Raw genomic sequence first — 23749 nt, 5'->3', positions numbered from 1 at the left:
CCCCGATGCGCGGCCAGTGCACGCGCATCGGGGGCGACCCCTCGCCGGGCTCAGTTCGCGCCCGGGTAATCCATCCAGAACGGCTCCCACTGGTGACCGTCCGGGTCGATGAAGGTGCGGCCGTGCATGCCGACCTGCGCCTCCTGCGCTCGCTTGTCCTCGTTCACCTCTTCGGTCGCGCCCGCGGCGAGCGCCGCGTCGGTCAGGCTGTCGACCTCCTCGGCGCTGCCGAGCGCGAGCGCGTACGCCGCGTTGATCGCCGCCTTGGTGTCGGCCACCGGCCGCTTGCTGAAGGTGGTGAAGAAATCCCTGATGAGCAGCATCAGGCAGATGTTGTCGTCCACCACGATGCAGGCCGCGTTGTCGTCGGTGAACTCCTGGTTGACCTTCCAGCCCAGCGCCTCGTAGAACGCCATCGACCGGTGCAGATCCGCGACCGGGAGATTGACGAAGATCATCTTGCTGCTCATGGCCTCTTCCTTTCGAGCATGTCCGTTCGTGTCACTGGATAGGACGAGCTACGGGCGCCGAACTCATCGTCGCCGCGCCCGTGACAGGTCCCACACGCGAAACGGGTTTAGTGATCTTGATCGGTGTCGCCCTCGAGTTCACGGGTCTGTTTTGTGTCGGTGGCCTGTGGCAGGGTGACCCCCATGACCGACTCGCCAGCCTCCCCCGCCGGCCTCGCTCCCGATCTGCTCGCCGCGTTCGAGACCCATCGCAGGGAGCTGTGCGCGTACGCCTACCGCATGCTCGGCTCGTCCTTCGAAGCGGAGGACGCGGTGCAGGAGACCCTCACCCGGGCGTGGAAGTCCTACGATTCGTTCGAGGGCCGCGCCAGCCTCCGCTCCTGGCTGTACAAGATCACCACGAACGTCTGCCTGGACATGCTCGACGGTCCGCAGCGCCGCGCCAGGCCGATGGATCTGTCCGGTCCGTCGCGGCCGGATTCGCCGTTGCCCGCGCCGCAGCCGGATTACGTCTGGATCGAGCCGATCCCGAACGCCCTGGCCTTCGGCGCCGATCCGGCCGAGCACGCCAGCGCCAAGGACACGCTGCGCCTGGCCTTCGTCGCCGCCTGCCAGCACCTGCCCGCCACCCAGCGCGCGATCCTGATCATGCGCGAGGTGCTGCGTTTCTCCGCCAACGAGACCGCCGAGGCGCTCACCATGTCGCCCGCGTCGGTCAACAGCGCGCTGCAACGAGCGCGCGCCACCATGTCGAAGGTCCAGCCCGCGGCCAACGACACCTACGACGAGACCGACGAGGACCAGCGCAAACTGGTCGACGGTTTCGTCAAGGCGTTCGAGGCCTACGACATGGACACACTCACCTCGCTGCTGAAAGCGGATGTGGCACTGTCCATGCCGCCGATCGAGCTGTGGATCTCCGGCCCGGAGAACGTGGCCGCGTTCATGCTCGGCACCGGAAGCGCCTGCCGCGATTCGCGACTGGTCCGGCTGGCGGGCGCCAACGGCCTGCCCGCCTTCGGCCACTACAAGCCGGGCGACGAGCCGGGCGTGTGGGTGCCGTGGTCGATCACGGTGCTGGAACTCGACGGCGACACCATCGCCGGACTGAACTTCTTCCTCGATACCGAGAAGCTGTTCCCGCTCTTCGGCCTCGCGCCGGAACTGCGCGAAAGCATCTGACTCGAACGCGCGAATGCGCCCTTCGCGGCATAAAAAGCTTCGGTCCCCCAACACTTGCCATTCCCCCGGTGACAAGCCAACGCCCGCCGCAAACAAGCGGCCAGCGAACGACACAGTGAGGCTGTAACGCACAATGCCGTGCACGCGCTGCGGCTGATCATGCCTGGCGTCGTCGCGCGGGAACATCTGGTCTACCTCGCCGCCAAGGGCACGGGAGCGCTCGCGCCCGGCAGCGGCCCCATACAACCAGCTCACCGCCACATGGACATAACCACTCGCGCTGACGCATCCGATCAGGGACCATTGCCATGGGGATGCAAGGCCAAACCTATTACCGCACAGGGGGAATCGTGCACACTACAACCCTCGCTGTCGCCGCCGCGTTTGCCGCACTCGCTGTCGGCGCCGCCCCGGCCCACGCCAGCGCGGAGAAACAAGACGGCCCGGTCAGCCTCACAGTGATCGGCGAGGGTCTGGTTGTCGGCAAGACCGTCACCACCTACGCCAGCCCCGGAGGTGAAGGCCAAGTGCAGGCGTACTACATCGTGGTGAGCCCGGACGGTAAAGCCAAAAGAATCAACTCCGAAGTAACCCAGCCGGGGGCGAAAGGCTCCGGTGTCTACCGTGACAGCTACGGCCCGACCGGAGGATTCCTCGATGGCACGCGGATCTGTGCTGGCTGGTGGGACCCCACCGGACGGGTCTCGATCTCCGGCTACCCGTGTGTGACAATCCATAAATGACCCTCCGCGATCAAGGTTGGGAGCCGGTCACGCCGGTTGGTTCCCGCGGTGAATTCACATGGCGCGTCTGGTGCGACGCACGACGGCCACCGGAAGCCGATCTCATGGGCTGGCCGGAGGATGCAGATTTCCTGGCGACCTTCGTGGAAGTCGCGAACGGCGAGGGGCGCCTGGATTCCGGCGGCATCGGTGGTGTTCGCGAGCCCGGCGAGCAACTGCGGTACTGCATCGGCGGTCGTGACGGTTTCCCTGAAATCGTTGCCGTCCGGGTGGCGCAGGATCGGCCGGGCATCGTGGTCGAGACGACGCGGCGGTCCATCGAAATCGATGCCGCTGAGCTCGGCGAACCACACTTCGGAATGCGATTTTTCGCGATGCCGCTCGATGACCAGGAGCGTCTCGTCGCCGTCGCCAGTGGCGACATGCGGCAGGAACATAACGCGCTGTCGGCCCGCTAACCCGACTCGCGAACCACGAAACCCCCGGACCGAGAAGGTCCGGGGGTTTCGTCGTTGCAGACCCGATAACCCTGCTTGCGTGGGGGAGCCTGAGCTGCGGCTACTCCAGCGGTCCCGGTGCCGTGCGCTGTGATCGCCGGTGTGATCCACGTCGAGGTGCATCTCCGCGCCCCGACCGAAGTTGACGCTGTGGGGGGGCGGTGGCCCCTCCCCGCACGCCGACCGGTGAGCGTCGGAGGACGCGAACTGCGTGCGGGATGCTCAAAGCGCTGCTCAGTGCATGCGTGGCGAGGCCGGATACAGACGCGCGGTATCCGGCACCATCCGTCCGGCGTCGATCAAGGTTTGCCGTGCGGCTGCCTTCCGGGGGCAGCCATCGGCGCGGCATCCGCGATGGCGCTGCATCGTTGCGTGCGCTTCGGGCACGCTCAGCGGGTGCTCTGGTGCCTCATGCGGCCAGCCTGTCGGCCATAGGCCCATGTCGGCGGATTCGGCGGCCTGGGCGGCGCGGATACGGTCATGTCGCCGTTCGGCTCGCCACTCGGCCTGTACGCGATCGATGATCGCCTGCGGCGATGTCTCGTTCGGTTCGGCTTCCCTCCACCAGTTGAACCCCACCACTTCACCCCTGTCTGTTGGCTTTTGCTGGTGAGCACCCGACGCCGGGGAGTCGATGTAGGCACCGCATCAACCCGGCGGCGGGGCTGGTTATCAGCGTGGCGTCACCCTTGACGTTGTTGCAGTCACACGGTGCATACGGAGCGCTTACGCTTCCAATACGCGAACAACAGACACGGAGGGGCGTACGCGATGTTCGTGGTGACCCGTTGGACCGGCTTGGAAGTCCGAGCGTTGCGCCGGGTAGCTCTGCGAGTCAGTCAGTCTCGGTTCGCCGAGATGACTGGTTTCTCCGAAGCGGTTGTAAGCAAGTGGGAAAGACGTGGCGAGACGATCACTCTGTCTGGTGACTTCGCCGCTGCCATGGACATCATGCTGAAGCGACTGGACGATGACCAGTCGGCACGGTTCCAGGCCGAACTGGCTGTTTCGGTCCGGCCGATTGCACCCAGCGAAGGTCCGGAAGATCGTCCTATCATCGCGGCCGAAGGCAGTAGCGATCTTCGCATACCTGACGCGGAAGCTGAGGACGACGTGAACCGCAATGAATTCCTACGCGGATTGTTGGCTCTCCCCGCCGCTACCCTTGCGAACGATCTCATTACGGTGGCCAGCGCTCCTATGGAGCCATCCGCCCCGGCCAAGGTGGGGATGGATCACGTCGACCAGGTTCGGGCGTGGGCGGGACTGTTCCGTGCAGCGGACGATGCGGGACTGCGGGTGGGTGACGCCATGACCACCCAACTACGGACAGCAGTCTTATTCCTCCGCGCCGACATGCCATCACACGTTCGCACCGCGATGCAATCGGCGGTCGGAACGTTCTTCAGGGTCGTCGGATGGGCCTATTTCGATCGCGGGCAGCACGATCCGGCCAGAGCTCACTTTCATATGGGTTGGCAATGCGCGGAACAGGCTGGTGAATGGTGGCTACGCGCCGCAATCCTGACCTGCATGGCGCGTCAGGCAATATTCCTCGGCAATGCCGATGATGCACTCACCATGCTCGGCCTTGCCTCGGTGCGGTCCGATCGTATTTCGCTGCTGCGCCGCGCAGATATTGCCGCAGTGCAGGCCCGCGCCTTCGGCAAGCTAGGCAACGATATCGAATGCATTCGAGCTGTACGCCAAGCCGAGCAGCTCTTTGCGGAGGCCGCCGGGCAAGAACACCCCGATACGGAGTACGAAGGCTTCAAAGGCTATTACAACGAGCAACTGATGAATAGTGACGCCACACATGGATTATTCGAGCTCGCATATCAGCGAAACATCCGAACAGTCAACACGGTTGAACGTCTCCACGCCGCGTTGAAGCTGTCGGACGACCACGCTCGCTCGCGGCAATTGAACACCGCGCGCCTTGCTGCGCTGCAGCTCCGACACGGAGACTTGGACGAGGGGGTCGCCCTGGGAACCAGAGCCGTCCAAGGCGCTTTGGGCACAACGTCGGCGCGAGTGCTGAACGAGCTGGCAAAGATCTATCAGGCGACGGGCGAAGACCGCATCAGGAATGCATCAGGCGTGCCCGAATTACGGCGGGGCATTTTAGATATTCTAACAAAGGAGTCATAGTGATCATCGCCTTCTCGGTAACACCGGTTGGAGTAGGCGAAAGCGTCGGTGCCGCAGTGGCCGAAGCGGTGCGCGTTATACGCGCCAGCGGATTGCCAAATGAGACGAACGCCCTGTTCACAACCATCGAAGGTGAATGGGATGAGGTAATGGCGGTGATCAAGCAAGCGGTAGATGCCGTAATGGAAGTCGCGCCACGATGCAGCATCGTTCTCAAGGGCGATGTCCGACCTGGATCGACAAACGCGATCACATCGAAAGTCGAATCGGTGGAGCGTCATTTGAGGCAACCTCGTTAACCGCGCCTCCGTGGGCTACGGTCCCCGGTTTCGATCTTCGACACCACCGACTCATGCCAACCGCGAGAGAGGAAAGCTGACGGCCGGACAGCCCGGCATCACGACGAAGCCCCCGGAGAGTTGCCCCAAGGGCTTGTCGCGCCTTATGAACGGAGTTGGTCACCGCTGAACATACTCCGCATAAGGGATAGCCAGCTTCCAGAGCCGCCCCCGTACCTCTTGGTAGTACGCCACGATTCCGGGGTCTGTGGTCACTGCCAGACCGGCTGGCGCCCCGGCCGGATCGGTGAGGTTGTAAACAACCCTCTCGCCGTCCATCAACCACCAGTCGTCTAGTGGCACCGTTCCCGCGATATTTCTCGGCACATAACAAATGCCGTCCCCAGCTTCCACGTTGTACCCGGTGACCGACAACAACCATCGCTGATAGTCCGACAGTGGTTCTGTGACCACCCGAACACGGGTCACCGATACGCCCCGGCTAGTGGTTTCCAGCATGAGGTCTTGCCACGGCGTCCGGGTGTACGGGGCTGGTTCGCCAGCGAGGAAGGCACGTATCCGGGTGTCCTCGTCGGCTACGTGATATTCGTCCCGCACTTCGAGATGGAACGCGTCCCATTTCAGCTCACGGAACAGATTCGGCCACAGGTCCGGTTCATCGTTGGGCCGCAGCAGCATTGCCGTAGAACGTCCTTCCTAGCTTCGGGACCTCGATAGCAGTTTCGTCCTCTGCCAAGGTCAACATGCCCAACACATCCGGCTCGGTGATCGGCCGACCGGGATACGGTCAAGGTACCCCGGCCGGTGTCGGTCATAGTGGAGCTGATGAACGTATCCGGCTCGGCGAACCCGGTCAGAAGGTGCGGAATCTCCACCGTCCCAGTGGGGGTGATTCCCACCCTGGACTATGTAACTGCCCTGGTCGGTGGCATACAGGCTTGAGCATCCTCCAGAGTCCGATCTGGGGGCACCGGTACACTCGCAGATCCTTCGCGGGGACGCGAGTGCGCCCTTCACGGTAACCGTGAAGGGCGCACTCGCTTTCGGCGTCGTCGCGTGGCCGGGTCACAGCCCCAGCGGCCCGGTTACACGGCGAGCCTCGCCTCCGCCGGACCTGGGGCGGGCGTCGCGCCGTCCGTCCGTCGGGCGGCGGGTCTCAGGAGGCAGGGATGTACCGCTCCCGCAGCTTGCGCTTGTACAGCTTGCCGTTCGGATCGCGCGGCAGTTCGGGCAGATAGTCGATCGACTTGGGCATCTTGTACTTCGCCAATTGGGTGGCGGCGAAGGCGAGCAGTTCCTCGGTGAGCGCGTCGTCGCCCTCGGTTCCGTCGGCCGGCTGTACGACCGCCTTCACCTCCTGCCCCCAATCCGGGTGCGGGATGCCGAAGACCGCGACGTCGGCGACCTTCGGGTGGGTGATCAGGACGTTCTCGACCTCCGCCGGGTAGATGTTCACCCCGCCGGACAGGATCAGGTCCGAGCGCCGGTCGTGCAGGTAGAGGTAGCCGTCCTCGTCGAGGTGGCCGATGTCGCCGACGGTGAACAGGTCGCCGACGCGCGAGTCCTCGGTCTTTGCCTTGTCGTGGTGGTACTCGAAACTCGACGCGCCCATGCGCATGTAGACCAGGCCGGGCTCGCCGACCGGCACCTCGGAGCCATCCTCTTCGCTCAGCACCTTGATCACCGACCACGGCCATGCCTTGCCGACCGAGCCCGGCTTGCGCAGCCAGTCGGCGCCGTTGATCACCGTGCCGCCACCTTCGGTGGCCGCGTAGTACTCGGTGACCGTCGGGCCCCACCATTCGAGCATCTGCCGCTTGGTCTCCTGCGGGCAGGGCGCGGCGCCGTGCACCATGCTGCGCAGGGAGGACACGTCGTACTTGGCGCGCACCTCCTCCGGCAAGGCCAGCAGCCGGTGGAACTGGGTGGGCACCATGTGGCTGTGCGTCACCCGGTGCTTGTCGATCAGCCGCAGCATCTCCTCGGCGTCCCAGCGATCCATCAGAACCAGCTTGTGGCCCAGATTGATCGAGATGGTGGCGAAGTTCAGCACCGCCGTGTGATACAGCGGCGAGCCGCAGATGTGCACGTGGTCGTCGTAGGGCGTGAGTTCGAACAGGCCGAAGAACGCGGTGGTGTGCGCCGGGACCACATCGGGGTCCGCGCCGGTGAGCGGCCGCCGGACGCCCTTGGGCCGTCCCGTGGTTCCCGAGGTGTAGAGCATCGGCGCGCCGGTGCTGCGGTCGGACGGACGGCCGGTGTCGGCGGCGCCGAGCCAGGCCACCGACTTGAAGCCCTCGATCTCGCCCACCGCGAAGCGCGCCGTCGCGGGCAACCCCGCCTCGTCGGCGGCGGCCTTGGCCGCGGCGGCGAAACGATCGCTGGCGATGAACGCCTTCGCCTCGCTGTCGGCCAGGATGTAGGCGACCTCCGGACCGGTGAGATGCCAGTTCACCGCGACGATGTACAACCCCGACTGGTAGGCCGCGAAGTACGCCGCGATCGCCTCCACGCAGTTGTGCACCATGCTCACCAGCACGTCACCGGTTTTCAGGCCGAGCCCGCGCAGGCCGGTGGCGTAACGATTGGCGAGCGTGGCCAATTCGCGATACGTCACCTCCCGGCCCCAGGGATCGACCATCGCGATCCGATCGGGTTCGGCTTCGGCGATGTTCCACAGACCGAGAATTTTCACTGGCTCCGGTGCGGGGGGATTGTGCGGAGCCGACGGGGCGGGTGAGGCAGTCACCCCATTGAATCTAGAACGTGTTCTACTGTTCGACAAGGGGTGCGAGCCGATGCAATTGCGCGACATCGGGAACCGACACCAGCATCATCGTGACGCCCGCGGCCTCCCAGACCCGCAGCTGTTTGCGGACATGCTCCTCGTCTCCGATGATCGCGGTGTCCAGAATCAGCTCGTCCGGCACCGCCGCCGCGGCCTCCGCCTTCTTGCCCGACTGGAACAACTTGCCGATCTCGTCGACCTCGCGGTCGTACCCCATGCGCCGGTACACCTGGGCGTGGAAGTTCAACTCCGGCGCGCCCATGCCGCCGATGTAGAGCGCCATGATCCAGCGCATCCGCTCCAGCTCGCCCGCCGGGTCGTCGGTGATCACCACCTGACAACTCGCGGCGATCTCGAAGTCCTCCCTACTGCGCCGCGCACCCGCCCGCGCGAAGCCCTCGTCGAGCCACTCGTCGTACATACCGGCCAGCCGGGGCGCGTAGTAGATGGCCAGCCAGCCATCGGCGATCTCGGCGGTGAGCGCCACGTTCTTCGGCCCCTCCGCGCCCAGCCAGATCGGCAAATCCGCACGTAGTGGATGGACGATCGGCTTCAGCGGCTTGCCGAGCCCGATCGAACCCGGCCCGGTGTAGGGCAGCGGGTAGTGCGGGCCGTCGCTGGTGACCGGCGCCTGCCTGGCCAGCACCTGGCGCACGATCCCGACGTACTCACGGGTGCGCTGCAACGGCTTGGCGAACGGCTGGCCATACCAGCCCTCCACCACCTGCGGACCCGAGACGCCCAAGCCGAGAATGGCGCGGCCACCGCTGAGATGGTCGAGGGTGAGCGCGTGCATGGCGGTCGCCGCAGGCGTGCGCGCCGACATCTGCACCACCGACGTACCCAGGCGCACCCGCCGTGTGGCCGAACCCCACCAGGTGAGCGGACCGAAGGCATCCGACCCCCATGACTCGGCGGCGAAGACGGCGTCGAACCCGGCTTCCTCGGCCGCCACCACCAGCTCCCCCGCGTTCGCGGGCGGCTGGGCCATCCAGTACCCGAGTTGCAATCCGAACTTCACGCCGGACCCCTTTCCGATCAACTGCTTGCCACCAGAGTTAGAACCTGTTCTACTCGATATCGTGACTCAGGGGAATACTGCATCCACGGCAATCGCTGGTGGTAGCGGCACGGCATTGAACACGGGCGCCGTGCCCGAGGTACTCAGCGCGCCCCTGCGGGTGCGTTTCGATTACACCCGCTCCGTCGGCACCACCATCGGAACCTTTCTGACCCGATTGCGCGACCACAAGATCGTCGGCGCGCGCGGGTCGGACGGCCGGGTGATCGTGCCGCCGCCGGAATACGATCCGATCACCGCCGAACCGCTGACCGAGTTCGTCGACGTCGCCGACACCGGCACCGTCGAATCCTGGACCTGGGTGCGCGAGCCGCTGCCGGGCCAGCCGTTCGACCGCCCGTTCGCCTGGGCGCTGATCCGGCTGGACGGCGCGGACACGACGCTGCTGCACGCCGTCGACGTCGCCGCACCCGAGGACATCCGCAAAGGCTTACGGGTGACCGCCCGCTGGGCCGAGCAGACCGAGGGCAGCATTCGCGACATCCTCTGCTTCGAGCCGGGCGAGCAGGCTTCGGCACCGGTGGAGTCCGCCTCGGCCGATCCGGTCACCATGATCACGACGCCGGTCGACCTGTCCTACAAGCACACCGCCTCGCCGCAGGAGACCGTGTACCTGCGCGGACTCGCCGAAGGCAAGCTGATCGGCGCGCGCACCGACGCCGCTGGCAAGGTGTACTTCCCGCCGCGCGGCGCGAATCCGACCGACGGCAGGCCGACCGACGAGTTCATCGAACTGTCCGATCACGGCACCGTGACCACCTTCTGCATCGTCAATGTGCCGTTCATGGGCCAGCGGATCAAGCCGCCCTACGTCGCGGCCTACGTGCTGCTGGACGGCGCGGACATCCCGGTGCTGCACCTGGTGCTCGGCTGCGACGCGAGCGAGGTGCGGATGGGCATGCGGGTGCAGGCGGTGTGGAAGCCGCGCGAGGAGTGGGGCTACGGGCTGGAGAACGTGGACCACTTCCGTCCCTCCGGCGAGCCGGACGCCGACTACGAGATCTATAAGCACCACCTCTGAGAGAGGCGCACGTTGACTGACAACGCCACCGACATCGCGGTCGTGGGCTTCGCCCACGCGCCGCACGTGCCGGAGACCTTCGGCACCACCAACGGTGTCGAGATGCTGGTGCCCTGCTTCCAGCAGCTCTACGACCGACTCGGCATCACCAAGTCCGATATCGACTTCTGGTGCTCCGGCTCGTCCGATTACCTTGCCGGACGCGCCTTCTCGTTCATCTCGGCGATCGACGCCATCGGCGCGGTGCCGCCGATCAACGAATCGCACGTGGAGATGGACGCCGCATGGGCGCTGTACGAGGCGTGGGTGAAACTGCGCTCCGGGCAGGCGACGACGGCACTGGTGTACGGCTTCGGCAAGTCCTCCGCGGGCACGCAGCGCCAGGTGCTCACCATGCAGCTGGACCCCTACCTGGTCGCGCCGCTGTGGCCGGACGCCTGGTCCATCGCCGGCCTGCAGGCGCGCGCCGGTCTGGACGCGGGCCGCTGGACCGAGCGGGACATGGCGGCCGTCGTGGCAGGCGACGGTGACGCCGACAGCCTGCTCGACCAGCCCTACGTCGCGGATCCGCTGCGCGCGCACGACATCGCGCCGATCACCGACGGTGCGGCCGCCATCGTGCTCGCCGTGGGCGACCGCGCCCGCGAACTGTGCGAACGCCCCGCGTGGATCACCGGCATGGCGCATCGGATCGATACTCCCGTGCTCGGTGCGCGTGACCTCACCGTCTCGCCTTCGACGGCCGCCGCCGCCCACGCGGTCACCGGCGGCGACGTCAGCGGCTTCGACATCGCCGAGCTGCACGCGCCGTTCAGCCATCAGCAGCTGATCCTCGCCGAGGCGATCGGGCTGAAGAACGGCACGAAGGTGAATCCGTCCGGCGGCGCGCTCGCGGCCAACCCGATGTTCGCCGCGGGCCTGGAGCGCATCGGCTTCGCGGCCGAGGCGATCATCGCGGGCTCGGCGAATCGCGCCCTGGCCCACGCCACCAGCGGCCCCGCGCTCCAGCAGAACCTTGTGACCGTCTTGGGATCGGAGAACCGATGAGCTTGCCAGCTGCGGTGCTCGGCACCGGACAGACCCATCACGTGACGAAACGGACCGATGTCTCCATGTCGGGGATGTGCCGCGAGGCCATCGATCGCGCCCTCGCCGACGCCGGTCTCACCATCGCCGATATCGACGCGGTCGTGGTCGGCAAGGCGCCCGACGGGTTCGAGGGCGTCATGATGCCCGAGCTGTTCATGGCGGACGCGCTCGGCGCCACCGGCAAGCCGCTGCTGCGGGTGCACACCGCCGGTTCCGTCGGCGGCTCCACCGGCATCGTCGCGACCAATCTGGTGCAGGCGGGTGTGCACAAGCGCGTGCTCGCGGTGGCGTGGGAGAAGCAGTCGGAGTCGAACGCCATGTGGGCGTTGTCGATTCCGGTGCCGTTCACCATGCCGGTCGGCGCGGGCGCGGGCGGATATTTCGCGCCGCACGTACGTTCCTACATCCGGCGCTCCAACGCCCCGGGCCACATCGGCGCCATGGTGGCGGTGAAGGATCGCCGCAACGGCGCCAAGAACCCGCTGGCCCACCTGAAGCAGCCCGACATCACGCTGGAATCGGTGCTCGCCTCGCAGATGCTGTGGGACCCGATCCGCTTCGACGAGACCTGCCCCTCTTCCGACGGCGCGTGCGCGATCGTGCTGGGCGACGCGGACGCCGCCGAGGCGGTCGAGGCCACCGGCCGCAAGGTCGCCTGGGTGCACGGCACCGCGATGCGTACCGAACCGACCACATTCTCCGGGCGCGACCAGGTCAACCCGCAGGCGGGCCGCGACGCGGCGGCGGCGCTGTGGCAGGCGGCCGGCATCACCAACCCGCTCGAGGAGATCGACGTAGCCGAGATCTACGTCCCGTTCTCCTGGTTCGAACCGATGTGGCTGGAGAACCTGGGCTTCGTGCCGCAGGGCGACGGGTGGAAACTCACCGACAAGGGCGAGACCGAGATCGGCGGCACTCTTCCGGTCAATCCGTCCGGCGGCGTGCTGTCGTCCAACCCGATCGGCGCCTCCGGGCTCATCCGGTTCGCCGAGGCGGCCAAGCAGGTCATGCAGCGGGCCGGGGACTACCAGGTCGAGGGCGCGCGCAAGGCGCTGGGACACGCGTACGGCGGTGGTTCGCAGTACTTCTCGATGTGGGTCGTCGGATCGGAGCGGCGGTGACTCCGCTGAAGTTCACCGTCGGCATCGCGCTGAGTCCGCTGGACCAGCTGCCGGAGCTCGCGAAAACCGCCGAGGAATGCGGTTTCTCGTCCATCGCCCTGCCGGATTCGTTGTTCTACATGAAGTCGGCGGCGGCGAAGTACCCCTACACCGCCGACGGCAGCCGGTTCTGGGGGCCGGAGACTCCGTGGGTCGACCCGCTCATCGGCGCGACCGCCATGGCGGCCGTCACCAGCCGCATCCGCTTCTACACGAACGTGCTGAAGTTGGGTTCGCGCAATCCGCTCCTGCTGGCCCGGCAGGTCGGCTCGGTGGCCAACCTGTCGGGCAACCGCTTCGGTTTCGGCGTCGGAATCGGCTGGGCGCCGGAGGAGTTCGAGTGGTGCGGCGTGCCCTTCGCACGCCGCGGCGCGCGGGTGGACGAGATGATCGAGGTGATCAAGCTGGTGCTCGCCGGTGGCATGGTCGAGTACCACGGCGAGTTCTTCGATTTCGATCCGCTGCAGATCAGCCCGGCCCCGAGCGAGCCGGTGCCGTTCTATATCGGCGGGCACACCGACGCGGCATTGCGCCGCGCCGCACGGGTCGGCGACGGCTGGACCTCGGCCATGATGACCTATGCCGAACTCCGGAGCACCATCGGCAAGCTCGGCACGCTGCGCGCCGAGTACGACCGGGCCGATGAGCCGTTCGAGATCCAGGCGGTGTGCATCGATCGCTTCGGACGGTCGGGCTATCAGGACCTCGCGGACGCGGGCGTCACCGACGCGATCGTGGTGCCCTGGCTGGCCGACGGCATCGGATTCGACGGTGAGCTCGCCGCCAAACAGGACTCGCTGCGCAAGTTCGCGCGACAGTACATAGCCGAACCCGTGCTCACCGCGCGGTGAGACCCATCAACCGGTCGAAGGAGGCCGTATGACCACCGCCGAGCATCCGGCCCGGGCCGCGGGCCTTGCGTCACAGGCCGCCGTGCGAGCACGGGACAAGCGGGCCTGGGTCGCGCTGTTCGCCGAGGACGGCATCGTGGAGGACCCCATCGGCCCGTCGGGCTTCGACCCGGAGGGCAAGGGCCACCGCGGCACGGAGGCCATCGCCGCGTTCTGGGACAAGGCGATCGCGAAGACCGATCTGATCGAGTTCCTGTTCGGCGACTCGTTCGCCTGCGGCAACGAGGTCGCCTTCACCGGCACGATCCGCAGCACCCTCGGCGGGCACCGGATCGACGCCGACGGCGTGTTCACCTACCGGGTGAACGAGGACGGCAAGATCGCCGCGCTGCGGGCGTTCTGGGAGGTCGATCGCGCCATGAAGACCGCGCGTCCGGTCGACTGACTCGGTACCGGACGAATAAGGCCCTCGCACCGAAGTGCGAGGGCCTTTTCCATGTCTCAGTGCGCGACCGGGCAGGTCTTGTAGTCGACCGGGAACTCCTTGATCCCGTTGAGCCAGCCCGAACGCAGCCGCTTGGCGTCGGCGACCTTGGTGATGTCGGGCAGGTGGTCGGCGATGGCGTTGAAGATCAGGTCGATCTCCAGCCGGGCCAGGTTCGCCCCGATGCAGAAGTGCGCCCCGGTGCCGCCGAAGGCCAGGTGCGGGTTGTCCGCGCGCATGATGTCGAACTTCTCCGGCTGGTCGAAGACCTCTTCGTCGAAGTTGGCCGCGCGGTACAGCATGACCACCCGCTGGCCCTTCTTGATCTGCACGCCGCCGAGCTCCGTGTCCTCCAACGCGGTCCGCTGGAACGAGGTGACCGGAGTGGCCCACCGGATGATCTCGTCGGCGGCCGTGGCGGGACGTTCCTTCTTGAACAGCTCCCACTGGTCCGGGTTCTCCAGGAACGCGATCATGCCGTGCGAGATGGCGTTGCGCGTGGTCTCGTTGCCCGCGACGGCGAGCATGATCACGAAGAAGCCGAACTCCTCTTCGGTGAGCTTGTCACCGTCGACATCGGCTTCGATCAGCGTCGTGACGATGTCGTCGGCCGGGCACTGCTTGCGCGCGGCCGCCATCTGGTAGGCGTAGCCCAGAATCTCGGCGGAAGCCGCGACCGGGTCGGCGGCGCTCTCCGGGTCGTCGTAGCCGGTCATGTCGTTGGACCAGGAGAAGACCTTCATCCGGTCTTCCTGCGGGACGCCGATCAGCTCGGCGATGGCCTGTAGCGGCAGTTCGCACGCGATCTGGGTGACGAAGTCGCCGGAACCCGACTCGGCCGCCGCCTTCACGATGGACTCCGCACGGGCCGACAGCTCCGCGCGCAGGCCGTTGATGGCGCGCGGGGTGAAGCCGCGCGAGATGATCTTGCGCAGCTTGGTGTGCTCCGGCGCGTCCATGTTCAGCAGGACGATCCGCTGCAGCTCGATCTGCTCCCGGGCGATGTCGTCGTTGAACCGCGGGATGGCGGTGTTCTCGTAACTGGAGAACACGTCGCTGCGCCGCGAGACCTCTTTGACGTCGGCGTGCTTGCTCACCACCCAGAAGCCGTCGTCGTGAAAGCCGCTGACGTCCGGGGACTGCGGGTTCCACCAGATCGGCGCCGTCCGGCGCAGTTCGGCGAACTCCTCGACCGGAACACGCTCGGCGTAGATGTCCGGGTCCGTGACGTCGAACCCGTCCGGAAGATTCGGCCGGGCATTCCGAGTGTCTACCACCAGATGTCTCCTTCGACAAACTGAAACACGTTCTATAATCATTGAAGCACAGGCGGGAGAACGAGGAAAGAAACCGGACAGATCCGCCCCTGACAAGTGCTATGAACGCGTTTCAGTTTTCTGTCCCATAAAGAGAGGTTGGACATGGGCACACCCGTGATCGTCGAGGCCGCACGGACCCCGATCGGCAAGCGCGGCGGCTGGCTGTCGGGCCTGCACGCGGCCGAACTGCTCGGCGCGGCCCAGCGCGGGCTGCTCGAGCGCGCACACCTGGACCCCGCGCAGGTCGAACAGGTCATCGGCGGCTGCGTCACCCAGGCGGGCGAGCAGTCCAACAACGTCACCCGGGTCGCGTGGCTGCACGCGGGCCTGCCGTGGCAGGTCGGCGCCACCACGATCGACACCCAGTGCGGCTCCGCTCAGCAGGCCAATCATCTGATCGCGGGCCTGATCGCGGCCGGCGCCATCGACATCGGCATGGCCTGTGGCGTGGAGGCGATGAGCCGGGTTCCGCTGGGCGCCAATGTCGGCGAGAACGCGGGGCCGCGCAGGCCCGCGTCGTGGAACATCGACCTGCCCAACCAGTTCGAGGCGGCCGAGCGAATCGCCAAGCGGCGCGGGATCACCCGCGCGGACGTGGACGCGTTCGGCGCACGCTCGCAGCGCCTGGCCGCTCAGGCGTGGGCAGAGGGCCGGTTCGATCGCGAGGTGCTGACCGTCACCGCCCCCGCAGCCGACAAAGAGGGCAACCTCACCGGCGAAAAGCTCGATGTGTCACGGGATCAGGGCCTGCGCGAGACCACTGCCGAAGGCTTGGCGAAGCTGAAGCCGGTCCTGGAGGGCGGCGTGCACACCGCCGGATCCTCCTCACAGATCTCCGACGGCGCCGCCGCGGTGCTGCTGATGGACGAGAAGGCCGCGCAGCGAGCGGGTTTGCGTCCGCGGGCGCGGATCGTCACGCAGGCGGTGGTCGGCGCGGAGCCGGAGTTCCACCTCGACGGCCCTGTGCAGGCGTGCACCAGGCTGCTGGAGCGGTCCGGCATGAATATCGGCGACATCGACCTTTTCGAGATCAACGAAGCGTTCGCGTCGGTCGCACTTTCCTGGGCTTCTGTACACCAGCCGGACATGGATCGGGTTAATGTCAACGGCGGCGCCATCGCTCTCGGGCATCCCGTCGGCTCCACCGGATCCCGCCTGATCACAACGGCTTTGCACGAACTGGAGCGCTCCGACCGCAGCACCGCAATGGTTCTCATGTGCGCCGGTGGCGCACTCGCGACAGGAACGATCATCGAACGTTTGTGAGTTCAACCATTTCATGCGCGTTTGTTGAACGTTCATCCCCTGGGCGCGCAAACGTGTCGTACGCCACACAAACCCATGTACCGCCGAGTCCATGAGATGTCAGCTATCTTGCGGCTATCAAGACCCCTTGCGTAGAGACCGCAGCGACGGGCCAGAACCGGTTCGTACCGCGGCTTCTCGAGAGGCCTTGGCGTGACCCGCAAACGCGACCGTCCCAGTGCCTTCGCCGCCTTCCGACCTAGAAGCTTCAAGGAAATCCGGAATCAGGCGTAGGTTTTCAGTTACTGAGCCGCTAATATCAATGATACGTATCCGAGATAACGACTGTTAGTACAGCGAAGGGAATTGGGCGGCTCACAATGGCTGATTTCGCGGCGCGGCTGAACAAGCTGTTCGAAACCGTGCATCCCCCGGGGCGTAAGCCGCACACCAACGCGGAGGTCGCGGCGGCGCTGACGGCCTCCGGACATCCGATCTCGAAACCGTACCTGTCGCAGTTGCGGTCGGGACAGCGGACGAACCCGTCCGATGAGACGGTGGCCGCCCTGGCGAAGTTCTTCAAAGTCAAGCCGGACTACTTCTTCAACGACATCTATGCCGCCAAGATCGATCACGATCTGGAGCTGCTGTCCCAGCTGCAGGGCTATGGACTGCGACGGCTGTCGAGTAGAGCGTTCGACTTGTCCGAAGAATCACAGAACCTCCTCACATCCATGGCGGAGAAGTTGCGGGCAAGCGAGGGCTTGCCCGAAATTCCTCCGGATGGAACCGAATAGGTTCTTCTGCACGGCAGCACAGTGCGACCCATCGGGTCGCACTGTGCTGTGTTTTGCGCACGCGTAAGCGGGCGAAGCACGCAACCGGCGTGCGGTCGTGCCAGAGAAATTGGGGCCGCGACCGCAGGCCGGTTAGTGCCGCCCTCCCTATGATGTGCTTACATATGCACTTTCGGCGTGGTTCGCCGACAGTCGTTCATGTCGAAGAGGATTCCCGGCCCAACCGGTCTGTCCGAATAGTCCGCGTTCGGCTATTGCGCCGGATTGATCGTATTTGCGCGAGGTCGATCAATTTCGAGCGCAGCCGGGCGCGGTGGTCCGATAGGCTCGCGAGACGTGCCTGCACGCTCCGCCCGGACTAAAGCCTTCGGGCAGAGCAATCCACCGCGCTCACCCGGTCGGTCCGGACCACCACCGAGGCGGTCGGTGCGCGTTCCGCCAGCACGAGGCCCTGATTCGCCGCCCGGCGGCATGTCGCCGATCTGCGATGAGCAGGCTCGCGACCTTCCAAGCGGGCCGAGCCAAGGCCGGACTGCCGGTGCGCGACCCGGGCCGCGCACCGGATCCGATCCACGGCCGGTACCGCGAGCACCACGATGCCCGCCGGGTAGAGCGCGATTGCACGGCCGACCCGCTGCCGAGCACACGCCCAGACCGGACGACCCGGCGGCCGCCGAACCCGCTGCGGCCGAATCCGTTCCAGCGGTCGACCGGGCAGGGGCCGCATCGACCTCCGACCGCCGCCCCGGCACGGCCAGCGGAAGCCAGGGATCGCCGTCGTAGGGCGGCGGCTCGGGATCCACCGCGCACGATGGGCGGGAAAGTGGCACGTGGGCGGAAACCCTGCCGCCGCGCAGAGCGGGGCCCGCGACGGCGCCGGACGCTGCCCGCACACGGAACGCGCGACCTACTCTCATGCGCCGAGCCTTCCCCTCATCAGTCGAAGCGCAGTTCTGTGCCCGGTCGCCACTCTCACACGGGACTTTCCGAACGGACGGGTGCGCCCATACTAGACCCCGGTCCGCGAACGCGCCCGTCGACGGGCCGAGGCCGCTCAGGCGCCGTATACCGCCTCCGGCGGAGTCGCTTTGGCGATCAGGTCGGCCACGACCGGTCCGAGCTCGGCCGGATCCCAGCGGGCGCCGCGGTCGGCGGGCTCACCGTGCCGCCAGCCGTCGGCCAGCGCCACCTTGCCGCCTTCCACCTCGAAGACCCGCCCCGTCACCGCCGCCGACTGCGCACTGCCCAGCCATACGACCAGCGGAGACACGTTCTCCGGCGCCATCGCGTCGAAGCCGCTTTCCGGCGCCGCCATCATGTCCGCGAACACCGTCTCGGTCATCCTGGTGCGCGCGGACGGGGCGATCGCGTTCACCGTCACGCCGTAGCGGGCGAATTCGGCGGCGGCGGTCAGCGTCAGGCCCGCGATACCGGCCTTGGCCGCCCCGTAATTGCTCTGTCCGACGCTGCCCTGCAGTCCGGCGCCGGAGCTGGTGTTGATGATCCGTCCGTCGACCGGACGACCCGCCTTGGCCTCCGCACGCCAGTATTCGATCGCGTGCCGCATGGTCGCGAAGTGGCCTTTCAGGTGCACGCGGACCACCGCGTCCCACTCGTCCTCGCTGAGATTGACCAACATCCGGTCGCGCACGAACCCGGCGTTGTTGACCAGCACGTCCAGCTTGCCGAAGGCGTCGACGGCCTGGCGGATGAGCCTGCGGGCGCCTTCCCAGTCGGCGACGTCGTCGCCGTTGGCCACCGCCCGGCCGCCCAGCGCCTCGATCTCGGCGACCACCTGCGCGGCGGGCGTTTCCGCGGTGGCCGCGCCGTCGAGGGTCGAACCGATGTCGTTGACCACCACGCTGGCGCCCGCCGCGGCGAAAGCGAGGGCGTGCGCGCGGCCGATGCCCCGGCCCGCGCCGGTGACGATGACGACGCGCCCGGCGCAGATCTGCTCGGTGTCCATATGTGTCCTTCTTCGTGTGCGGTCTTGTTCAGGACTGCTGGTCGGCATTGGAAGCGGCGAGGAAGGCGGGCCGTTCGCCGCCGCCGTGCACCAGCAGGGTCGCGCCGCTGACGTATGCGGCCAGCGGCGAGGCCAGGAAGACGGCGCAGCGGCCGACGTCGTCGGGTCGGGCCATGCGACCCAGAGGAATGGTCCGGCCCACCGCGTCGACGCCGTCCTGATCGCCGTAGTGCAGTCGGCTCAGCTCGGTGTCGACCGGCCCCACCACCAGCGAGTTCACCCGAACCCTCGGCGCCCACTCGACGGCGAGCGAGCCGGTGAGACTGTCCACGCCCGCTTTCGCCGCGCCGTAGGCGGCGGTGCCCGGCGAGGGACGGTGCCCGCTGACGCTGGAGATGTTCACGATCGAGCCGCCCTCGTCCTGCCGCTGCATCACCGCGTTGGCGGCCTGCGCCAACAGCAGCGGAGCGAGCAGGTTCAGCTCGACGATCTTGGTGTGGAACTTCTTGCTCGCCTCGGCGGCGAGTGCGAACGGAGCGCCGCCCGCGTTGTTCACCAGATGGTCGAGGCGGCCGTGGCGCTCGGTGATCGTGTCGATCAGGGCGCGCACCGCGCCCTCGTCCCGCACATCGCACGGCACGTAGTCGATCGAGCGGCCGTCGACTTCGACGGGCGCGTCCGCCGGTCGCCGTGCACACGCCACGACGGTGGCGCCGGCGGCAAGGAACGCCTTGCTCACGCCCGCGCCCACACCGCGCACACCGCCCGTCACCAGAACGACGCGGCCGGACAGATCGATTTCGAGTGGCACCGTGCTAACCTACCAAGCAACTGCTTGCTTTGCCAATGCGTTCACACACGATGGGACTTGCCATGGGGATCAACCGCCACTCCGAATCGACCGGAATCAGCGTGGTCACGGTCGACTATCCGCCGGTCAACGCCATCCCCACGGACGGTTGGTTCGCCATCGCCGACGAAGTGCGCGCGGCGGGCCGCGACCCGGACACCAAGGTGGTGGTGCTGCGCGCGGAGAACCGCGGTTTCAACGCGGGTGTGGACATCAAGGAGATCCAGAGCAAGCCCGGCCATCAGGCGCTCATCGACGCCAATCACGGCTGCTTCGAGGCGTTCGCGGCGGTGTACGAGTGCCAGGTGCCGGTGATCGCGGTGGTGCAGGGCTTCTGCCTCGGCGGCGGCATCGGCCTGGTGGGCAACGCGGATGTCGTGATCGCCTCCGACGATGCGACCTTCGGGCTGCCCGAGGTCGATCGCGGCGCGCTCGGCGCGGCCACCCACTTGGCACGGCTGGTGCCGCAGCACCTGATGCGCGCGCTGTTCTACACCGCGAGCACCATCACCGCCCAGCAGCTGCACCACTACGGCTCGGTGTACCAGGTTGTGCCGCGCGCCGAACTCGACGCCGCCGCCTTGGAGCTGGCCAAGAACATCGCGGCCAAGGACGGCCGGGTGATCCGGGCGGCCAAGCGGGCGCTGAACGGCATCGACGTGCAGGACGTGCACCGCAGCTACCGGTACGAGCAGGGATTCACCTTCGAACTCAACCTCGCCGGCGTCGCCGACGAGATCCGCGCCCGGTTCGACGACGACCTCGCGGCGCGCAAGAGCGGGCAGTGAGAGAGGAATTACCCATGCGAGACAAGCGGATGTCGCTCGACGAGGTCGTCGGCGAGCTGCGCAGCGGGATGACCATCGGCATCGGTGGCTGGGGGTCACGGCGCAAGCCGATGGCGCTGGTGCGAGCCATTCTGCGTTCGGACCTCACGGACCTGACCGTGGTCGGTTACGGCGGGCCAGATCTCGGGCTGTTGTGTTCGGCGGGGAAGGTGCGCAAGGCGTACTACGGCTTCGTATCGCTGGATTCGGCGCCGTTCTACGACCCGTGGTTCGCCAAGGCGCGCACCTCGGGTGCGCTGGCCGCCCGCGAGATGGACGAAGGCATGCTCAAGTGCGGGCTGGAGGCCGCGGCGGCGCGACTGCCGTTCCTGCCGATCCGCGCCGGGCTCGGCTCGGACGTCCCGAACTTCTGGGAGGGCGAGTTGAAGACGGTCGAGTCGCCCTACCCCGTCGACGGCACGCCGGAGACCCTGATCGCCATGCCCGCCCTGAATCTCGACGCGGCGCTGGTACATCTGAATCTCGGCGACGCGCACGGCAACGCCGCCTACACCGGCGTCGACCCCTACTTCGACGATCTGTTCTGCCTGGCGGCGCAGCGCCGCTACGTCTCGGTCGAGCGCGTCGTAGAGACCGACGAACTGGTGAAAACCGTTCCGCTGCAATCGCTGCTGCTCAACCGCATGATGGTGGACGGCGTGGTCGAGGCCCCCGGCGGCGCGCACTTCACCCTGGCGGCCGACGACTACGGCCGGGACGAGAAGTTCCAAAAGCACTACGTCGAGTCCGCGAAGACGCCGGAGTCGTGGCAGCGGTTCGTCGACACCTATCTGGCCGGCTCCGAGGAGCAGTACCAGGCCGCCGTCCGCCGATTCGCCGAGGAGGCGTGATGACCAGCACCGAAACCGTCACCCGCGCCGAGATCTGTGCCATCGCCTGCGCGGAGATCTTCAGCGGCGCGGGCGAGATCATGGCCAGCCCCATGTCGCCCATGTCCATAATCGGCGCGCGGCTGGCCAAGCTCACCACCGAACCGGATCTGCTGCTGTCCGACGGCGAGGCGCTGCTGTTCGCCGAGACTCCCCCGCTGGGCGGCAAAGCGCCGATCGAAGGCTGGATCCCGTTCCGGAGAGTCTTCGACGTGGTGGCGTCCGGACGCAGGCACGTGGTGATGGGCGCCAATCAGATCGACCGGTTCGGCAACCAGAACCTTTCGGCGTTCGGCTCCTTGCAGCAGCCGACCCGGCAGATGTTCGGTGTGCGTGGCGCGCCGGGAAACACGATCAATCACGCCACCAGCTACTGGGTCGCGCGGCACACCAAGCGGGTGTTCACCGAGAAGGTCGACATCGTCTCCGGGGTGGGATACGACAAGGTCGACGCGGCCGACCCGGCATACCGCTTCCACCACCTGCACCGCGTGGTGACCAATCTGGGCGTCTTCGACTTCGAAGGCCCAGGCCACACCATGCGCGCACGCAGCCTGCACCCCGGCGTCACCGCCGACGAGGTCGCGGAGAACACCTCGTTCGAGATCGCCGGGCTCGCCGAAGCGGGCGAGACGCGGCAGCCGACGGCCGAGGAGCTGCGGTTGATCCGTGAGGTGCTCGACCCCAAGAAGATTCGCGAAACCGAGGTCCCGTCATGAGCCCGCGCTTGCGTACCCCGCTGACCGATCTGGTCGGCATCGAACATCCGATCGTGCAGACCGGCATGGGCTGGGTCGCGGGCCCGAGCCTGGTGTCGGCCACCGCCGAAGCGGGCGGACTCGGCATCCTCGCCTCCGCCACCATGACCTTCGCCGAGCTCGAGGCGGCCATCGCGAAGACCAAAGCGCACACCGCGAAACCGTTCGGCGTGAACATCCGCGCCGACGCCGCGGACGCGTCAGAGCGGATCGATCTGCTGATCCGGGAGAAGGTGGCGGTCGCGTCGTTCGCGCTCGCGCCGAAGCAGGACCTGATCGCGAAGCTGAAAGACGCCGGGGTGGTGGTCATTCCGTCGATCGGCGCGGCGAAGCACGCGGTCAAAGTCGCATCGTGGGGGGCGGACGCCGTGATCGTGCAGGGCGGCGAGGGCGGCGGACACACCGGCCCGGTGGCCACCACCCTGCTGCTGCCCTCGGTGCTGGACGCGGTGGACATTCCCGTGGTCGCCGCGGGCGGATTCTTCGACGGGCGCGGTCTGGCCGCCGCCCTGGCCTACGGCGCGGCGGGTGTCGCGATGGGCACGCGGTTCCTGCTCACCCAGGAGAGCACCGTCCCCGATGCGGTCAAGCAGGAGTACCTGCGGCGACAGCTCCAGGACACGGTGGTGTCGCTCAAGGTCGACGGCATGCCGCACCGCGTGCTGAACACCGAACTGGTTCAGCGACTGGAGCATTCGGGCCGTTGGCGCGGCCTCACCGCAGCGGTGGGCAACGCGGCCCGGTTCAAGAGCATGACCGGCATGAAGTGGTCCACGATGGTCCGCGACGGCTTGGCCATGCGAAAGACCAAGGACCTCAGCTGGTCTCAGGTCGTCATGGCCGCGAACACGCCGATGCTCCTGCGCGCCGGATTGGTCGAGGGCAACACCCAGGCGGGCGTGCTCGCGGCGGGACAGGTCACGGGGATCATCGACGACCTGCCCACGTGCAAGGAACTGATCGATCGGATCGTCACCGACGCGGTGGAGCGGATCGAGACGATCGCGGCGCTGGCCGGAGACAAGCAGTCGGCGGGAACAGGGTCGGACTGAGGGATTGCGGCCGCCGGTTCGCCCTGGTGCCGCCCTGCCCGTGTCCAACTCGAAAGGGACCGACATCGGGCGACCCCCGCATAGCCGGCCGGGCGAAGCGAGCCATGACCTCGAAGCCGACCTCGCGGGTGGCCGGTCGCCTACAGGCAGTGATAACGGCTGATTTGCCCATAATCTGGATGGTCCCGCAACGGCGTCTTACGCTGGACTGACAACGACATAACAGGGT

At 67.0% G+C, this 23749-nt stretch carries 24 protein-coding genes; 16 read left to right on the top strand and 8 right to left on the bottom strand.

Features of this window, described 5'->3' with window-relative positions; genetic code table 11:
- Positions 1 to 50: 50 nt before the first annotated feature.
- On the bottom strand, positions 51 to 470 hold the full coding sequence (locus tag ABZW96_RS20945) for a VOC family protein (protein WP_355076881.1): 420 nt from the start codon (positions 468 to 470) through the stop codon (positions 51 to 53).
- A gap of 183 nt (positions 471 to 653) precedes the next feature.
- Here ABZW96_RS20945 and ABZW96_RS20940 point away from each other — a divergent pair, with 183 nt between their 5' ends.
- From ABZW96_RS20940 to ABZW96_RS20930, 3 genes are all read left to right on the top strand, one after another.
- Positions 654 to 1652, top strand: a complete 999-nt coding sequence (locus ABZW96_RS20940; protein WP_355076879.1) for a sigma-70 family RNA polymerase sigma factor — start codon at positions 654 to 656, stop codon at positions 1650 to 1652.
- 308 nt (positions 1653 to 1960) lie between these two features.
- On the top strand, positions 1961 to 2395 hold the full coding sequence (locus ABZW96_RS20935; RefSeq protein ID WP_355076877.1) for a hypothetical protein: 435 nt from the start codon (positions 1961 to 1963) through the stop codon (positions 2393 to 2395).
- Entirely contained in the window at positions 2392 to 2853 is a 462-nt protein-coding gene (locus ABZW96_RS20930; RefSeq protein WP_355076875.1) for a hypothetical protein, read from the top strand. Before ABZW96_RS20935 ends, ABZW96_RS20930 begins: the two co-directional genes overlap by 4 nt.
- Before the next feature lie 273 nt (positions 2854 to 3126).
- Here ABZW96_RS20930 and ABZW96_RS20925 read toward each other — a convergent pair whose 3' ends face one another.
- Positions 3127 to 3471: a hypothetical protein gene (locus tag ABZW96_RS20925; RefSeq protein ID WP_355076873.1), complete on the bottom strand. Its 345-nt coding sequence runs from the start codon at positions 3469 to 3471 to the stop codon at positions 3127 to 3129.
- Between the two features lie 192 nt (positions 3472 to 3663).
- Between ABZW96_RS20925 and ABZW96_RS20920 the strand changes: the two genes are divergently transcribed.
- Together ABZW96_RS20920 and ABZW96_RS20915 are read left to right on the top strand one after the other, a co-directional pair.
- A complete protein-coding gene (locus tag ABZW96_RS20920; protein WP_355076872.1) occupies positions 3664 to 5043 on the top strand; it encodes a hypothetical protein in 1380 nt (459 codons plus the stop codon).
- Complete coding sequence (locus ABZW96_RS20915) at positions 5043 to 5342, top strand: MTH1187 family thiamine-binding protein (RefSeq protein ID WP_355076870.1); 300 nt, start codon at positions 5043 to 5045, stop codon at positions 5340 to 5342. The genes ABZW96_RS20920 and ABZW96_RS20915 overlap by 1 nt, the downstream gene beginning before the upstream one ends.
- 159 nt (positions 5343 to 5501) lie before the next feature.
- Here the strand turns inward: ABZW96_RS20915 and ABZW96_RS20910 are convergent, their stop codons facing one another.
- The 3 genes from ABZW96_RS20910 to ABZW96_RS20900 form a co-directional block, all read right to left on the bottom strand.
- On the bottom strand, positions 5502 to 6020 hold the full coding sequence (locus tag ABZW96_RS20910) for a DUF6879 family protein (protein WP_355076868.1): 519 nt from the start codon (positions 6018 to 6020) through the stop codon (positions 5502 to 5504).
- Positions 6021 to 6498: 478 nt separating this feature from the next.
- The gene (locus ABZW96_RS20905; protein ID WP_355076866.1) at positions 6499 to 8091 is read right to left on the bottom strand and encodes an acyl-CoA synthetase; all 1593 of its coding nucleotides are present in this window, start codon (positions 8089 to 8091) and stop codon (positions 6499 to 6501) included.
- A 22-nt stretch (positions 8092 to 8113) separates the two neighbouring features.
- Positions 8114 to 9151 carry an LLM class F420-dependent oxidoreductase gene (locus ABZW96_RS20900; protein WP_355076864.1) on the bottom strand — a complete coding sequence of 346 codons (1038 nt, stop codon included), beginning with the start codon at positions 9149 to 9151 and terminating at the stop codon, positions 8114 to 8116.
- Between the two features lie 130 nt (positions 9152 to 9281).
- Here ABZW96_RS20900 and ABZW96_RS20895 point away from each other — a divergent pair, with 130 nt between their 5' ends.
- From ABZW96_RS20895 to ABZW96_RS20875, 5 genes are read left to right on the top strand one after another with little or no spacing between them, the layout of a single operon-like run.
- Complete coding sequence (locus tag ABZW96_RS20895) at positions 9282 to 10232, top strand: OB-fold domain-containing protein (protein ID WP_355076862.1); 951 nt, start codon at positions 9282 to 9284, stop codon at positions 10230 to 10232.
- 12 nt (positions 10233 to 10244) lie between these two features.
- Positions 10245 to 11279: a thiolase domain-containing protein gene (locus ABZW96_RS20890; RefSeq protein ID WP_355076860.1), complete on the top strand. Its 1035-nt coding sequence runs from the start codon at positions 10245 to 10247 to the stop codon at positions 11277 to 11279.
- Positions 11276 to 12442: a thiolase domain-containing protein gene (locus tag ABZW96_RS20885; RefSeq protein WP_355076859.1), complete on the top strand. Its 1167-nt coding sequence runs from the start codon at positions 11276 to 11278 to the stop codon at positions 12440 to 12442. The genes ABZW96_RS20890 and ABZW96_RS20885 overlap by 4 nt, the downstream gene beginning before the upstream one ends.
- A gap of 5 nt (positions 12443 to 12447) precedes the next feature.
- A complete protein-coding gene (locus tag ABZW96_RS20880) occupies positions 12448 to 13332 on the top strand; it encodes a TIGR03619 family F420-dependent LLM class oxidoreductase (RefSeq protein ID WP_355077050.1) in 885 nt (294 codons plus the stop codon).
- Between the two features lie 28 nt (positions 13333 to 13360).
- Positions 13361 to 13777, top strand: a complete 417-nt coding sequence (locus ABZW96_RS20875; RefSeq protein WP_355076857.1) for a nuclear transport factor 2 family protein — start codon at positions 13361 to 13363, stop codon at positions 13775 to 13777.
- A gap of 56 nt (positions 13778 to 13833) precedes the next feature.
- Here the strand turns inward: ABZW96_RS20875 and ABZW96_RS20870 are convergent, their stop codons facing one another.
- Positions 13834 to 15135: a cytochrome P450 gene (locus ABZW96_RS20870; protein WP_355076856.1), complete on the bottom strand. Its 1302-nt coding sequence runs from the start codon at positions 15133 to 15135 to the stop codon at positions 13834 to 13836.
- A 102-nt stretch (positions 15136 to 15237) separates the two neighbouring features.
- On the opposite strand from ABZW96_RS20870, the gene ABZW96_RS20865 reads away from it, so the two are divergent.
- Positions 15238 to 16401 (top strand): steroid 3-ketoacyl-CoA thiolase, encoded by a 1164-nt coding sequence (locus tag ABZW96_RS20865; RefSeq protein WP_355076854.1) that lies wholly within the window; start codon positions 15238 to 15240, stop codon positions 16399 to 16401.
- Between the two features lie 359 nt (positions 16402 to 16760).
- Positions 16761 to 17177 (top strand): helix-turn-helix domain-containing protein, encoded by a 417-nt coding sequence (locus tag ABZW96_RS20860; RefSeq protein WP_011207048.1) that lies wholly within the window; start codon positions 16761 to 16763, stop codon positions 17175 to 17177.
- Positions 17178 to 18231: 1054 nt separating this feature from the next.
- Here the strand turns inward: ABZW96_RS20860 and ABZW96_RS20855 are convergent.
- Both ABZW96_RS20855 and ABZW96_RS20850 read right to left on the bottom strand, forming a co-directional pair.
- The gene (locus ABZW96_RS20855; protein WP_355076853.1) at positions 18232 to 19143 is read right to left on the bottom strand and encodes an SDR family oxidoreductase; all 912 of its coding nucleotides are present in this window, start codon (positions 19141 to 19143) and stop codon (positions 18232 to 18234) included.
- Positions 19144 to 19171: 28 nt separating this feature from the next.
- A complete protein-coding gene (locus tag ABZW96_RS20850) occupies positions 19172 to 19954 on the bottom strand; it encodes an SDR family oxidoreductase (RefSeq protein WP_355076852.1) in 783 nt (260 codons plus the stop codon).
- Between the two features lie 62 nt (positions 19955 to 20016).
- Here ABZW96_RS20850 and ABZW96_RS20845 point away from each other — a divergent pair, with 62 nt between their 5' ends.
- The 4 genes from ABZW96_RS20845 to ABZW96_RS20830 are packed head-to-tail and all read left to right on the top strand — an operon-like array spanning position 20017 to position 23520.
- Positions 20017 to 20781 carry an enoyl-CoA hydratase family protein gene (locus ABZW96_RS20845; protein WP_039794869.1) on the top strand — a complete coding sequence of 255 codons (765 nt, stop codon included), beginning with the start codon at positions 20017 to 20019 and terminating at the stop codon, positions 20779 to 20781.
- Between the two features lie 14 nt (positions 20782 to 20795).
- Entirely contained in the window at positions 20796 to 21671 is an 876-nt protein-coding gene (locus ABZW96_RS20840) for a CoA-transferase (RefSeq protein WP_355076850.1), read from the top strand.
- A complete protein-coding gene (locus tag ABZW96_RS20835; RefSeq protein WP_355076848.1) occupies positions 21671 to 22429 on the top strand; it encodes a CoA-transferase in 759 nt (252 codons plus the stop codon). The genes ABZW96_RS20840 and ABZW96_RS20835 overlap by 1 nt, the downstream gene beginning before the upstream one ends.
- The gene (locus ABZW96_RS20830; protein ID WP_355076847.1) at positions 22426 to 23520 is read left to right on the top strand and encodes a nitronate monooxygenase; all 1095 of its coding nucleotides are present in this window, start codon (positions 22426 to 22428) and stop codon (positions 23518 to 23520) included. Before ABZW96_RS20835 ends, ABZW96_RS20830 begins: the two co-directional genes overlap by 4 nt.
- Positions 23521 to 23749: the final 229 nt, after the last annotated feature.

It is taken from the genome of Nocardia sp. NPDC004168 (genome assembly GCF_040610355.1).
In the GTDB taxonomy this organism is placed as follows: Bacteria; Actinomycetota; Actinomycetes; order Mycobacteriales; family Mycobacteriaceae; genus Nocardia; species Nocardia sichangensis.
This window is presented reverse-complemented; position numbering and strand designations above follow the sequence as displayed.